Source organism: Pedobacter sp. MC2016-24 (assembly GCF_015223055.1).
In the GTDB taxonomy this organism is placed as follows: Bacteria; Bacteroidota; Bacteroidia; order Sphingobacteriales; family Sphingobacteriaceae; genus Pedobacter.
The window spans coordinates 376,349-391,211 of the sequence record NZ_JADFBX010000005.1 but is presented as its reverse complement, the minus strand read 5'-3'; the positions used below and the strand labels follow the sequence as shown (position 1 = coordinate 391,211).

Annotated in this window: 11 protein-coding genes; 3 read left to right on the top strand and 8 right to left on the bottom strand. The window is 42.5% G+C overall.

All coding sequences use genetic code 11. The features are described 5' to 3' along the window. The first annotated feature begins 10 nt into the window (after nucleotides 1–10). The 3 genes from IM797_RS14905 to IM797_RS14895 all read left to right on the top strand — a co-directional run bounded on the left by IM797_RS14905 (nucleotide 11) and on the right by IM797_RS14895 (nucleotide 1,592). Nucleotides 11–346, top strand: coding sequence for a tRNA-binding protein (locus IM797_RS14905; RefSeq protein WP_194127934.1), 336 nt, complete (start codon nucleotides 11–13; stop codon nucleotides 344–346). Nucleotides 347–362: 16 nt separating this feature from the next. Then, nucleotides 363–836, top strand: coding sequence for a nucleoside deaminase (locus IM797_RS14900; RefSeq protein WP_194127933.1), 474 nt, complete (start codon nucleotides 363–365; stop codon nucleotides 834–836). 150 nt (nucleotides 837–986) lie between these two features. Continuing rightward, complete coding sequence (locus IM797_RS14895) at nucleotides 987–1,592, top strand: superoxide dismutase (protein ID WP_194127932.1); 606 nt, start codon at nucleotides 987–989, stop codon at nucleotides 1,590–1,592. Nucleotides 1,593–1,672: 80 nt separating this feature from the next. On the opposite strand, the gene IM797_RS14890 is transcribed toward IM797_RS14895, so the two are convergent. The 8 genes from IM797_RS14890 to IM797_RS14855 all read right to left on the bottom strand — a co-directional run bounded on the left by IM797_RS14890 (nucleotide 1,673) and on the right by IM797_RS14855 (nucleotide 14,735). Beyond that, a complete protein-coding gene (locus tag IM797_RS14890; RefSeq protein WP_194127931.1) occupies nucleotides 1,673–2,182 on the bottom strand; it encodes a DinB family protein in 510 nt (169 codons plus the stop codon). Between the two features lie 113 nt (nucleotides 2,183–2,295). Then, a complete protein-coding gene (locus IM797_RS14885; protein WP_194127930.1) occupies nucleotides 2,296–3,174 on the bottom strand; it encodes a glycosyl hydrolase in 879 nt (292 codons plus the stop codon). Between the two features lie 33 nt (nucleotides 3,175–3,207). Next, the gene (locus tag IM797_RS14880; protein WP_194127929.1) at nucleotides 3,208–6,030 is read right to left on the bottom strand and encodes a hypothetical protein; all 2,823 of its coding nucleotides are present in this window, start codon (nucleotides 6,028–6,030) and stop codon (nucleotides 3,208–3,210) included. A gap of 5 nt (nucleotides 6,031–6,035) precedes the next feature. Further along, nucleotides 6,036–6,944 carry a hypothetical protein gene (locus tag IM797_RS14875; protein ID WP_194127928.1) on the bottom strand — a complete coding sequence of 303 codons (909 nt, stop codon included), beginning with the start codon at nucleotides 6,942–6,944 and terminating at the stop codon, nucleotides 6,036–6,038. 28 nt (nucleotides 6,945–6,972) lie between these two features. Beyond that, nucleotides 6,973–8,529 (bottom strand): RagB/SusD family nutrient uptake outer membrane protein, encoded by a 1,557-nt coding sequence (locus IM797_RS14870; protein WP_194127927.1) that lies wholly within the window; start codon nucleotides 8,527–8,529, stop codon nucleotides 6,973–6,975. Nucleotides 8,530–8,541: 12 nt separating this feature from the next. Next, nucleotides 8,542–11,601 (bottom strand): TonB-dependent receptor, encoded by a 3,060-nt coding sequence (locus IM797_RS14865; protein WP_194127926.1) that lies wholly within the window; start codon nucleotides 11,599–11,601, stop codon nucleotides 8,542–8,544. Between the two features lie 54 nt (nucleotides 11,602–11,655). Continuing rightward, on the bottom strand, nucleotides 11,656–12,888 hold the full coding sequence (locus IM797_RS14860) for a glycoside hydrolase family 5 protein (RefSeq protein ID WP_194127925.1): 1,233 nt from the start codon (nucleotides 12,886–12,888) through the stop codon (nucleotides 11,656–11,658). Nucleotides 12,889–12,890: 2 nt separating this feature from the next. Beyond that, nucleotides 12,891–14,735 carry a glycoside hydrolase family 2 protein gene (locus tag IM797_RS14855; protein WP_194127924.1) on the bottom strand — a complete coding sequence of 615 codons (1,845 nt, stop codon included), beginning with the start codon at nucleotides 14,733–14,735 and terminating at the stop codon, nucleotides 12,891–12,893. Nucleotides 14,736–14,863: the final 128 nt, after the last annotated feature.

Below are 14,863 nucleotides of genomic sequence, written 5' to 3'. Positions count from 1 at the left end.
CCTGATTTTTATGGAAGAGATAACCTGGAATGATTTTGAAAAAGTAGAGCTAAGGGCTGGAACGATATTGGAAGTGTTTGATTTTCCAGAAGCCAGGAAGCCTGCGTATAAGGTTAAAGTAGACTTTGGTGATTTTGGTGTCCGGATGAGTTCGGCCCAGATCACTAAGCATTATACGAAGGAAGCGTTGGTGGGAGAGCAGATTGTGGCGGTGGTTAATTTTCCGAAGAAACAAATCGGGAAATTTATGTCGGAGTTTTTGGTCACCGGATTTGCGGATGAAAATGGAGATATTGTGCTGACGACCTTAAAAGGTAAGGTACCAAATGGAAGTAAAATGATATAAATGATATCTTTGGGGCATGAGCTTTTATAATTTTTCGGAAGAAACAGATCCGGCAGCTGAAGATGAACATTACATGCGCCTGGCTTTGCAGGAAGCACAGAAAGCATATGATGCACAGGAGATTCCTATAGGTGCACTGGTAGTGTGTAAAGGTAAGATTATTGGTCGTGGCTATAACCTGACAGAGCAATTGAATGACGTTACTGCCCATGCTGAAATGCAGGCTTTTACTGCTGCGGCACAAACGCTTGGGGGCAAATATCTGAAAGATTGCACGCTTTATGTAACCATTGAACCTTGTGTTATGTGTGCCGGAGCGAGTTATTGGACGCAAATTGGCCGACTGGTATATGGAGCTCCGGAACCAAAGCGAGGCTTTACGACTAAAAATGGTAATTTACTGCATCCCAAGACAATTTTAAAAGGAAATGTCCTGGCTGCGGATTGCGGAGCATTGATGAAACGCTTTTTTGAAAACAAAAGAGGCTAAACTTGACAAAGTATTGAACAAAACTTAACCTCCGATTGTTATATTTGCAATACAGCAACACTAAATGAACAGGTTTTGTTCAATGATAGGGGCAGAATGAAGTTGCATTGCCGATATACGAATAATTTTAACCTTTAAATAAATAATAATATGGCTTTTGAATTACCTGCGTTACCTTACGCAACAGACGCATTAGAACCGCATATCGATAAACAAACTATGGAAATTCACCATGGAAAACATCACCAGGCTTACGTTACCAATTTGAATAAAGCTTTAGAAGGCAAACCAGAGGCAAACCAGAGCATCGAAGAAATTGTTAAAAACATTTCTAAATTTCCTGCTGCTGTAAGAAACAATGGTGGTGGTCATTATAACCACTCTCTATTCTGGGAAGTAATTGGTCCAAACAAAGGTGGTGAGCCTAAAGGTGAACTTGCTAATGCAATCAATGCTGCTTTTGGTTCTTTCGCTGATTTCAAAACTAAATTTGCTGAAGCTGGCGCAACCCGTTTCGGTTCCGGATGGGCTTGGTTAAGTGTTGGCGCTGATAAAAAATTAGTGGTTTCTTCTACGCCAAATCAGGACAATCCATTAATGGATATCGCTGAAGTAAAAGGTACGCCAATTTTAGGGATGGACGTATGGGAACATGCTTATTACTTAAAGTATCAAAACAGACGTCCTGATTATATTTCAGCTTTCTGGAATGTAGTAAACTGGGATGCTGTAGCAGAACGTTTCAAAAAAGCGTAATTTACTGCCTGTATATACAGGATCAATGCTATAAAAAACGGCTTGTAAGATCAATCTTGCAAGCCGTTTTATTTTTCAAACTAGTCCCTGTTCCAGAATGCCGGTGGTTCAATGCCCAGGCTGCGCAGGTAAACCGTACCTTGTGCCCGGTGATGTATTTCATTGTCGATAAAGTACAGGATACTGGAAAAGGTAATGCCTTCATATTGGCCAAAAACCACAATGTTCTCCTGGAACCGTGATTCCGGAATTAATGGTAAATAAGCATTGATGAGTTCAGTGCCCTGATCCCACAGTTTAAGTAGTCCGGCCTTGGTTTGGTACTCCGGATCAAGGGTGTGCTTATCAAAACCACCTGTGTTTTCCCAATTTTCGGTTGCAATACTTCTAATTCCCGGACCAGAAATGTCTATGATTTCCTTCATCATCTCCGCAAAAGTGCGCATTCCGCCGATACTATAGTCAAATAGTTTATCTTCTGGAAAAGCTTCAATAACTCTTCTGGTTAAGCGGCGATGCCCTTGCCATTGAGATAGCAGATTCTCGGTCGTCATAAATAAGGTGGTCTCGGTTGTGTTGCTTGTTGTCATGGTGTCTTTGTTTAAGGGTGTCTTGTTTCTACAATACAAATAAAAGACCCGCCACTGACAGCCCTATGGCAGTCAGTTTTTTTATTTTGCCAGTATTGAATGCCCCGGATGATCTATCTTTTGATTTCCGTATTGGGCGTAAATTCTGAATACCATTTTCCAAGCTTGGTTAAATTGCCATTGGCATCAATCAAAGCTGAGGGCCATAGGCGTGCGCTGGTTGGGGAGCCCGAGAACCAGGAATATCGCTGTACAAAATCAAGCGCTTCGAGTTTGGGCAGCAAGCGCTGCATAAAGCCTAAAACCATATCTGGTGTATAAGGATTTTCGGCCATAGTTGTGGCTTTATCAGCCACCGTTGCAAACTCAGTAATCCAGATGGGTTTATGGTATTTGTTGTATAAATCCTGTAATACGTTTATGAAAGCAACATCATCAGTACCGACATACATGTGCACACAGATAAAATCAACCCGCCTTTTTTGAGCAATGGCTTGATCCATAAAGTCATAAATCCATTGTCTGGTTGGCCAGGAAGCTGCCGGGCTGCCTAGGGGCAATCCAATGGTTTCCAGTTGTGGCCATAAAGCCAGGGCATCTTGTACGGTCATGTTGGACTGGTCGGCCAGATCGGGTTCATTGAAACCAAGGATATATTTGGCTCTTCCCTGATCTTTTAACTGCTTTACATAGGCAATGTTTGCATCTGTTACATTGGCTTTACTCCAAAACATCGGGACAAATTCAGCATTTTGTGGCACCAGCTCAAATGGGACTGATGTGCCCCAGGTATAAAACCAATGACTTTGCAGGGAAATGGTATTGCCCCACCAGGTCCCATTTTTGTTATTGGTGCTGAAATCTGCGCCTTTTTTGCCTTTGGCGGTATAATTGCCTGATACGGCTTTTGTTGGTACATATACATTGCTTTTTGAGCAGCCCAGCAGGACTGAACAGCAACCGATAAAGAACAGGTTTAAAATCTTAATCATCTTATTTAATTTAATCGTGAACTGATATCTTTATTATGGTGTTGGAAGGCTACCGTTATAACCGACGTTTCTTAAGGACAGATAGCCATCTGTATCTATCTTCCAGATTGCAAAATCGTAACCAATACCCTGAAAAAAGCTCTGTGTAAGTTGTGCCTGGGTTTTCACCTGCCCATCTAAACCGTTCTGATCATCACCAATGGTGCTTGTACGTCCCGCAATGCTTACTCCTGTGCCTACATAGTTGTTGCCATTAGCTCCGTTTCCATTAGCAGGCGTTCCTGAAATCCGAAAATTATTGTCCCAGTTTGGTGCGGAGTTTGAACCTTCGATAGAAGTATTTGCAATGAAACTGTTCCTCGTGTATCCATTGTTTTGATAAGTGCTTGTAATACCGCCATTTGGCAGGCTTGCTGGCGTAATCACCGATTTAATGGTCGCTTCTCTAACCACGCAGTTTTCCAGTCTGGTTTTGTTGGTTCCAGCAATACCGCCGATGTTTCCTGTTGCAGGTGTTGTACTTGTAGCGCTTAACATCGGCTGGGCAGCTAATGGACCTTTACCTTTTACCATACAATTGGTAATCGAGGATCCTACGCCAGCGATACCCCCAATGGAGAAACCTGCAGTTATCGATCCGCTAAACATACATTGATCGATAGGGACAATGTTGGCATTCTGATCTGCACCAAAGATACCACCGACGCCATTTACTGTAGTTGATGCAGCTGTTGTGGTCGTAATGTTTATGGTCGAAAGGCAATTTTTAATGATACCCCCGGATACCGTTCCTTCTGCTCGGCCTAATATACCTCCAATCCGATTTTTAGAAGCCGTGATTTCGATGTTTCCAGTGCTGGTACAATAAGAAATTTCTGTGATTGCTCCGGTGGAGGTCGTTAATCTGCCTGCAATTCCGCCAACCATTCCACAGGAGGCAGACATGTTAAGATTGGTATAACACTGTGTAATTTTACCACCTGCAGATATTTCGCCAGTAATGCCACCCAAAAGATCACCGGTATTGGTAGAAAGGACAGCGCCGGTAACCACTACATTTTGAATGGTTCCACCAGCATTTTTACCTGTGACTACCCCAAATGCTGCACCGGTTTTGCAATCGACATTCAGGAATTGGATGTCTTTGATTGTGCCGGTATTGGTATTGATGAAGCCATCATTGGCAAGAGTTGAATTGATGGTTAAACCTGTCACTTTAAATTTCCCGCCATCCAGGGTTCCACTGAACGCCGGTATGGGTGTCCACACTTTAGTTAAAGTGATGTTTGCTACGATTTTATAATTTTTAGTGCCATCATTTCTGACATAATCCAGTGCCGACTCGTTAGAAATAATATATGGACTAACTACAGATCCGTCTCCACCGTCAAAAAACGAACCTGCCTGCTTCGAGAATATTTTAACGGTTCTGATGGCTGATAAATTATTTTTTTGCATGGATATTTGTAGATCCCCACTTAAAAATCCAGCCTGTGGTGTTAAGTTTAGCTTTTGTTGCCCGGCTACAGGGCTTGCAGTTAACAAGGCAGGCGTAGTCAGAACGGCAATTGTACCATCAGAAGGTGCGAAAGTAAAGTCAGCGGTTTTAGCCGATGCAATGCCATACACTTCCGTCGGGAAGGTTTCTGGGAGTAGCAAAGTAACGTTGGAAGTTTGTGTTGATCCAGAATTGACACCTCCCGTTAAGGAGCCGATGTTGTTCAGCCCTTTTATGTTTAGTCCGCTTACATCAGATGTGGTAATGGAACCATAATTGTTTCCGGAAATGCCACCGACAAACAAGCCGCCGCTAACTGTTCCGCTAACCGTTACATTACTTACACTGCCGCGGTTGACACCAGTTAGTGCCGCCGTATTATTCTGACCGCTTATATTCACATTTTTGAGGATCAGGTTCTTAATGGAAGCACTTTCGCCAAGTTCAGCAAATAGTCCTGATTTATCTGTAATAGAGGTCAGCATAAGACCGGTAATGGTTTTGCCGTTGCCATCAACAGTCCCGCTAAAGGTGCTTCCTGAAGTGGTTGCAGTGATTTGTGTAAAATCATTGGTTAATTTAAAATTGCTGGTTAAAGCGGAAGCAATTCTGTTCATGCGATCAGCATCCGGTATTTCGAATGGTGCTGCTACAGTTCCAGAACCCGCAGCAAATGCATTACAACTGATGGTTCGGGTAACTGGTGTGATGGCCATGAAATTAGCTGTAACCGCTACTGTGCCCGTAGTAAACTGCCCATTTGGTGTGATCCTCAGCGTTCTTTTGGTCGCTGACACATTGATGATTTCTGCCGTTAAATTCGGTGCTGTGACGATGGTAAATGCAGTAGATTTTGGGTAAATGTCAAAATCAATATCAGTTACCTTGTTTACATTGAATATTGGGGTTTCTGCCAAAGGGAATTCTATGGCTGTCACCGTGGCCAAATCGACATAGAATTCTTTACTGCAAACATAAGTGGTACCGTTAACCTTGACATTTACGACCAGGACAAAAGTTCCGTCTGTACCCGGCTTGCCATTGAGGGGCACAGTTACGCTGGTCGTGCCATTGAGTTCCACGGTGCTTTCAGGAATGGAAATACCGTTTACGGCTTCTGCACTTATGACGGCCGATGTCCCCGTCGGTGCATTTTTGAAAGACAAGGTGAAAGTATTGTTGGCATTTAGGGCTAAACTTTCTACCAGGTTTCCGTCAATGGTTGATTTTGTGTCGATGATCTCCATGCGATCCGGCAATGATTTGGGTTGATCATTGTCTTTTTTACAGGCCTGGAGTATGGTCATTGCCAGGATACCCAGGCAAATGACCTTTATAAAAAAATGTTTTCTTTTCATTGTGTTTATCTTACGTAACCTTTACGGATTAATAAATAGACATCTCTCCAGGCACTTGCTACCCTGGAAGCTGGTAGGGTTTCTGTATGGGTTACCGTCATTTCATTTTCAGAAATTGAACTGATCTCGTATTCAATGACATCTGAACAGCCCCGGTAAAAAAAGAAGAAAGCGCCGTTGTAAAGCCTAAGGTAATGTTTGCCATTTCTGATTTCCATAGTCCATTTTTGAACGGGTTTTGATGGCGTGTAATTGATCATCAAATCGCCTCCGTCTGCAGTAGGATTGGTTGCCGTTCCCCAGTTGGCATTAAGCTCTTTTAAACGAAACTGGGTAATTCCATCTATGGTTCCCCCATGTACATACGAGGTGTTGTGGTTGTTATAGGTACATTCATATCCGGCGAGCTTAAAGTTCAGTTCATCGTCGTATACGCCCTTCCCGGTTTTTGACAGCTTATTCCATGGGGTGTTAGAACCAGAATTGATCAGTCTGACATGCCCATCCGTCAGCGAGTCAAGTACCCAGGTTTTTCCTGCGGTAACACTAAGTCCGCCGGTAAGAAAGCCATAGACGGGATCCAGATTGATATTATCCTGGTTGAATGAAACCAGTACGGATTTGTCTACCGCAGTTAATCCATTGAAAACGGATAAGGTCACCGTATAATTCCCTTTAAAAGGATAACGGCCAATTACAGTATCGCCAACTGCCTTTTGATTGTTGCCAAGGTCCCAGCGTGCGGTAGCTGTTTTCCCTATTTTTGCATTGATGAAACGATATACGTTTAAGGTGTCCGTTTTTTGCACGATGATATTGACTTCATCTGAAGGAATTGGATCCTCAAGACCAGGCTTTTTTGTACACGATAAGCAAATGATCGATGCCATAGCCGCTAGTATGATGTATCTCATCTGAGTTAGGTTTAGAATATCCATGAGGTTAATAGCCAGGGTTTTGAACTAGGGTGTTTTTAGATAGAATAATCTCTGAATCGGGGATTGGAAATAATCCGGCAGCTGCCGTGTTAAATTTGCTTACGAAAGGCTCAGCTCTGTTGATGTTAATTTTACTGGCGGCATAGTCTATGCCTCTTCGCATCAAATCCCAGTAACGAACACCTTCAAGTGCCAGTTCGAGGTCCCGTTCATTGTAAATTACGTCCAAAGATACGGTGGGCGGCGTATATCCGGCAGGTCTGGCGCGTTTGGCTACTCTTTCAAAGTATTGTTGGGCCTTGGCAGCGGAGCCGCCATGTAAGAGCTGCAATTCGGCGGCCATGAGCAGCACATCTGAAAACCGTATGGAAATAAAGTGATTCGGATAATTCAAACCTACATTTCCCTTCGGGGAGTTGTTTACTTTAAGGGCTACCCATTTCTGAGGAAAAATATCGGTGTTCTGATAACCTTGGGTAAAGGAGACTGATTGTGTTTTAGGGAGCAGGAAAGTCGCAGCCTTGCGTAAGTCTGTATTGTCAAACTGATTGTAAAATGTCTGGTCAATTGGAGCAAAAGACCAGCCTGCTGCATACGGAGAAGCAGAGTTGGGGTCGCGCATCGACCAAAGCATTACGCTAAGGTTGCCATTGGCTTCTTCGCGATAACTGAAGTTTCCGCTGTAGGCAAGACTGGAATACTGAATTTCAAAAACAGATTCCTTGTTGTTGTTGTTGAAAGGAGGGATTGGCGTAAAGACATCTCCAAAATTGCTGAGTAAGTCATGTCCGCTATTGTTGATCAATGTTTCGCTAATTTCAAGGATCTTTTGTGCATTTACACCTGGCAATTCTGACTTTTTATAATAGCCTGTGTAATATAACCAGGCGCGCATTAGCAAGCCCCTTGCCGCATCAGCAGTTACCCTGCCGAGTTCGGTTGCGGGCATGTTTTTATAAGCTGGTAGTACATCGATCGCTGCTGTCAGGTCTGCCGAAATCTGGGTGTATACCGCTTCTGGATTACTTTGCTTTTGGTTGTATTCTGAAGCGGACAGGGTTTTAAGAATGAGCGGTACGTTGCCAAAAAGGCGTACAAGGTCAAAATAATAATAGGCTCGCAAAAATTTGCATTCTGCGGTAAACCGCTCCCTAAGGCCAGGTGTATCAAAAGTGGCATCGGGCATTTTTTCAAGAAGCAGGTTGCAACGGTAAATTCCGGTGTAGTATTTATACCAAAGGGCTTTTGGTCCAAGGTCGTCAGGCCGAATCTCTGCCTTGTCTATTCTGGCCACAGATGGCAAATCCGTTACGGAAGCGCCACCGGTAAAGCAATGATCTCCCAGTACTTCACTGATCAATTGAAATGGGGCATTTTGATTCTGGGGTGCATCCCATAGCAAAACGTTATAGGCTGCAACCAAACCCTGCAGGCAGTCTTTCTGATCTTTATAGAAGTTTGTTTCCACATCGCTTGTGATGGGCTTTAAATCAAGTTGTTTACTGCATGATACTGAACTTAGTATCCATAAAAATGCAGTTACTTTTATATATCTGTTCATATCTGTTTATTGTTAAAATCCAATGCTTGCGCCGAAAATGAATGTTCTTGGCTGTGGATAAACCCCGCGGTCTATACCTAAGCCTAAAGCTGATCCGGAAACTTCGGGGTCAAAACCGGTGTATTTGGTAAGGACAAATAAATTTGTGCCTGTGGCATATAAACGGAGATTATTGATTTTGTATTTAGATAAGCCCTTGATGGTATAACCCAAAGAGAGGTTTTTTAAACGCAGGTAGCTTCCATCTTCAAGGAAAAAGTCAGATGGGTTGGTGAAATTGCCATTGGCATCTCCTGCGGATACTCTTGGGAAGGTATTTGATGTCCCCTCACCGTGCCATCTGTTTAAAACGGCAACAGGATAATTGGCCGTAGGCAGATCCCATCGGTGTAAACTATTGAAGATTTTGTTTCCGGCTAAGCCATTGAAGAAAACATTCAGGTCGAAATTGGCATAGCGCATACTGAGGTTAAATCCATAATTGTATTTTGGATGCGGACTGCCCACATTAGAGCGGTCTCTGTTGTCAATGATGCCATCACCGTTCAGGTCTTTGTAGCGAATGTCTCCGGGAACTGCATTGGGTTGTATTTTATTTCCATTTGGTCCTACATGCTGACTGACTTCCGATTGATTCTGGAAAATACCATCCATAGTATATAACCAGAAGTACCCGATCGGATATCCAGCCTCCATACGTGTTACTCCTTGCATTTGATTACTGGCATCACTACCAGGAATAAAACCAGTTGCATTGCCTACAAAAGTTACCTTGTTGTAGTTGTAGGCGCCATTTACATTCAGGCTTACATTGAGTTTGCCAAAATCTTTTTTATAGCCCAATGTCAGTTCAACACCCTTATTGACTACATTTCCCGCGTTGCCTGTCGGCGCACCATTACCCACATATAATGGGATGGGAATGGTGAGTAACAAATCCTTGGTTTTCTTTGAGTACCAATCGAATGTTGCATTGAAATCGCTTAAAAAATCAGCATCAAAACCAATGTTTGTTTGTTCTGATGTTTCCCACTTCAAATCGTTATTGGAAACACCGTTTGGCGAGGCGCCAATCATTTGGGTGTTGGGCCCCCAGTAGTAATTGCGCGCATAGGTACTGATGGTAGATACAAATTTATAATCATCTATCCTGTCATTTCCCGTCTGACCCCAACTGGCTCTTAATTTTAAGTTGTTTATCCACTGTTGATTTTCCATAAAATGTTCTTTGGAAATGTTCCATCCGGCTGAGATGGATGGGAAGTAACCAAATTTATTATTTGGTCCAAACCTGAACGAGCCATCTGCTCTAAATGTTGCTGTGGCCATAAACCTGCCATCGTAATCATAGTTTAATCTGCCAAAATACGAGAGGAAGGCACTATGAAATGCTCCACCTGAAGCTGAGGCACTTAAGTTGTCTTTGGCGAGGTCAAGATAAGCATAAGCGGGATCATCGTATAAAAGACCGTTTTTTGAGGCTGAAATATTACTTCCCTGGCCTTTGTTAATGGTGTTTCCAATAAGGAGTGAGAAACTGTTTTTTTGAATGGTTTCGTTATACGTAAGGGTATTCTCAAAATTCAGGTATTTATTTTCAGCCGAAGTTTTGCTGGTTCCAGATGCCAGTGTAAAATTGGTTGAATTGAGGTAATATATGGGAATGTAGTTGTCTCCCTGATCGTATTGGAAAGTGTAACCTAAGGTGCTCCGAAGTTTTAAGTTTTTTAGGATACTGAGTTCTCCAAAGGCATTTCCGATTAAACGGGTGTACCCTGACGTTCCGTTTGAGTAATATATTCTGGCAACAGGGTTTACGATCTCCTGAGATACATATCTGGAAATGGCGAATGTGCCATCATCTTTCATAACCGGGGTAACTGGATCCATGTTGATTGCACTTAAGATCGGGCCTGCATTTCCCGAGTTTGAGGTGATTGATGCTCTTTTTACATTGGTAAAACTGAGGTTTACCCCGGTTGTCAGCATGCCATCCAGGTATTTTTGTTCGGTATTGACGCGACCTGTATAGCGGTCAAATTTTGATTTTCCTTTAGCCAATGTTCCATCCTGACTGAAATAAGAAAATGAAGTGTTGAATGTAGAACGATCAGAACCTCCGGATAAGCTTGCCTGATGACTTTGTATAGGTGCATTGTGATAACTTACTTCATCTTGCCAATTGGTACCAGCGCCCATTTTTGAAATTTCATCAATGGAGAACGGCAGCGGTAAGTTGGAGTTGAAATAAGCTTCATTTTGAATTCTGGCATATTGTGTGGCATCAAGCACATCGATATACTTTCTTACGTTCTGGATTCCATAATAGTAGTCGTAATTTACTTTGTACTGCCCGTTTTTACCTCTTTTTGTAGTCACGATCACCACTCCGTTTGCGCCTCTTGCGCCATAGATTGCAGCTGAAGCGGCATCTTTAAGCACTTCCATGGTTTCTATATCTTTGGGGTTGATTGACTCCAGGTCCCCGGCAGGATAACCGTCTACGATGTAAAGCGGATCATTTGAACCGTTGGTGCCAATCCCCCTGATCCGGATACTGACGCCCGCGCCTGGCTGCCCACTATTCATCATTACACTTACACCTGCGGCTTTCCCCTGCAGCGCCTGATCTGCACGCATTAAGCCAGCAACTTCCAGATCTTTTGTACTGATTGAGCTTATTGCTCCGGTTACTAGACTTTTTTTCTGAGTGCCATATCCAACAACAACTACGTCATTTAAGGATTGTGTAGCTGGGCTAAGGCTTACCTCGAGTGTTTGGTTATTTTGTATCGATACTTCTTTGGAATTCATTCCGATACTTCTGAAAAGCAAAGCACTTACGGATTTGCTAACCGTGATTTGGAATTGCCCGTTTTGATCTGTAGTAGTGCCATTACCCGGAACTCCGACAGCAGACACGGCAACACCAGGTAGTGGCAGATTGTCATCTGAACCTTTTACAACACCTTTAATGGTACGGTTCTCCTGCGCGGACACCAGCGCAGTTGATAGGCACAAATAAAAGATCATCAAGAGACTGCATAATTGCATTAGTCTAATTCTCTTCATACAAGTTTGTTTAGTAGTTTATATTTGGTTATTTGTTACGTAAGTAAAAGGCAGTTAGCCGGCATGAAGCCCAAGTGCTGTGATGTAGCCTTTGTTAAATTGGCATCGCTCAAACTTACAGGCTTCCAGGAAGTCGCTGAGTACTTGCTTGATTTTGATCCGGTCAACTTTGATTTCGCGAATTTCTTTGTAACTGTTTTTTGGCGCTTCTGCGTAATCAATCAGCAGGTTGTAATTTTGAGGCGGAACAATCGAGGCGATATTTTTCGGACTGTCCATTTTTTTATAGGGCCAAAAGTGCCAGCCGATGTTGTTGTTTTCAAGTACTGTTCTGAACTCTTTTATCCACTCGTCTGTATTTTCGCCAGTTTCGCCTATATATATCGGCACTTTTTGCTTCGCTCTAAATTCAATGAATCTTTTGATGCTGCCCAATGAAGGTTGATCGCCATATTTGTGAAAAGTGTAAACGATATTGGAATCAAAAAAATCGTTGAATACTTTGAAGTTCGTATTCCATTGTGCACCGCCCAGGAAGATGATGTGATTTTTATCGATGCTTCTGATTTCTTTCACGATTTTCTTGTATAGTGGGAGCAGCAGGTGATCTAAAGAGTCAGCATTGAAATAATGGGCGATCGGCTCATTTAATAGGTCATAACCCATTACGGTCTGTTCATTTTTATAACGTGTAGCGATTTTCTTCCAGATGTCAATGGTGAGTTGCTGATTTGCCTGGTTTTCAAAAAGGAACGGGTATCCGTAGCTATCGTCTATGTTATCCCCTGTTTGACCACCTGGTGCACAATGCATATCAAGGATGACAAATAAACCTTCGTTTTTACACCATTTAATGACCCTGTCAAGTAATTCCATACCCCTGGTAGCATTGTTTTCTCCCAGGTATTCTTCATTGCTGAAAAGACGGTAATTGAAGGGCACTCTGATGGAATTCACACCGATTTTTTTTAGGTACCGGATATCTGCTTCAGTAACGTAATTGTTCAAATATTTTTTCCAGAATTCTTTAGCTGGTTCTGGACCGATGAGCTGAGCAATTGTTTCATGGATTTTTGCCGGGGAGTTTGTGTTTTTAAATTTAAACATATAACCTTCGGGAACCAACCAGTTGCCCAGATTGGTTCCTTTGATGAGGAATGGTTTGCCGTCCGGACCAATAATTTCTTCCTTGTTGGTCTTGAAAAAGCCCTTGCTTTGGGCAAGTGTTTTTTGGTTAAAGCTGGTCAGTAGGAGTAGTAGTAGAAATGGTATGATTAATCTGTTCATATTTATTTTTGTGTTTGCTGGATTTCTTTGTAATACTCTTTTAAGATGAAAAAGGATTTCTTTTTCCTGCCATTTTGGTCGATGAAGCCTTTGTTGTTCCAGCCGTCCTGATAGGTTGGATTGTTTCTTCTCGGTGAACGGAAGTCGGCCAGGATCCAGGGCGAGATACCCACAAAATTGGCAGGCATACGCTTCAGCATAGCGATCTGCTCCTGATAAAACCACTCTTGAAACTCTTCGGTCCACAAGGTTGTACGATCACCATGGTAACCGCCCAGAGCTTCAGCGCCCGTTTCGCTAATAAATAAGGGTTTCTTGTATTTTGTTGCCCAATTTGCTTCCCTGCAGCTTTCGGGTGTGCCGCCATACCAGCCCAGGTATTGGTTAAAAGCCACAATGTCAACAAATTCTCCAAGCGGATCATCAATTGTTCTCAGGTTTTCAGCGGAATGGTAATTCACTTCCAGGGCAGCCGCTACAAGGCGGGTTGGATCATCCTTTTTGGCTGTTGCTAATAAGGATTTCATGAAGTTTGTCCTGGTTTCACTAACCGGTGTTTCATTTCCTACCGACCAGATGATAACGCTGGCCCGGTTATGGTCTCTGGTGATCATTTCATCCAGTTGTTTCTTTGCTTTTTGCAACACTTTCTGACTGCTAAAGTTTATGGTCCAGTATACAGGAATCTCTGACCATACCATTAAACCTAGGGAATCTGCTAATCTGGTCATTTTTTCATCATGGGGATAATGTGCCAGGCGAACCATGTTACAACCTAATTCTTTAGCCCAGCCGAGCAATTGCTCCGCGTCTTTCTGGCTATAGGCCCTTCTGGATTCCTGAGGGATTTCACTATGAATACTGATGCCTCTTAGAAAGATAGGTTTATCATTTAAGATCAATTGAATCCCCTCGGTTTTGATACTGCGGAAACCGATTTTTTCTTTTACCTGATCAGTTTGGCAAGAAACTATAACTTCATATAGTTTTGGCATTTCTGGCGACCAGCGCTGGAATTTGGGAAGGGTAAAATTGATTTTAGCTTCATTCCCGATGACTTTAAATTGCTTTTTGAGCTTAAGTTCCGGAATTTCTATACTTACCATTTTGTCTGCTACCGGGCCATCAAATTTCACATTCCCTAAAACCTCATTGCCTGCAGGATTTTTTGGGTTGAGTTGGATCACATAATCCTTGATATATGCTTTTGGAAGGCTGATGAGGAGTACATCACGTGTGATACCACCGTAATTCCACCAATCTGTATTTAGCGTTGGTATTTCATCAGCATAGCGCTTATTGTCGACCTTGACGATTAAGAAGTTTGCTTCGTCCTTTAAAGCAGAATCCGGAATTTCAAAATTAAATGGGGTAAAACCGCCTTTATGGCTACCCAGTTTCTTTCCATTCAAATATACATCGGTTCTGTAGTTTACTGCTCCAAAATAGAGGAACAGCTTATCTGATGGGTTTTTCTTTTTAAAATCAAAAGATTTTTTATACCAAACAGTTCCTTCATAATATTTAAACTTGGGATCCTGCGAATTCCAGTCGCCAGGAACATTGATGCTATACTTTGAAATGTAGCCGTGCTCCTTACGATCTAGTTTGTTATCCGGTACGTCCGAATTCCAGTAGGCTTCCCGGTCGCCCGCCGCCCGTTCCTTAAACCGGTAGTCATAGAAACCGGTTTCGTATGGATCAATAATGTATTCCCATTTTCCATTTAAACTCAAAGACTGACGTGCGGCTGTGTTGGTAATCAAATCGTTTTGGGCTTGTACTTTGGAAATGGTGAAAAATAGAAGCAGGCCAAAGACTAATGCTGATGAGGATTTCCGTTTCATGAAATGATAATGTGGTGGTTTGTATTTGGTTATTTGTACAAATGTATGATACTGTGCGCTAATAAAACAAGTTTATTTTGCTGCAACATTCTAATTTATAGATAGTTGCAGGTTGTTTAAGACGCTTT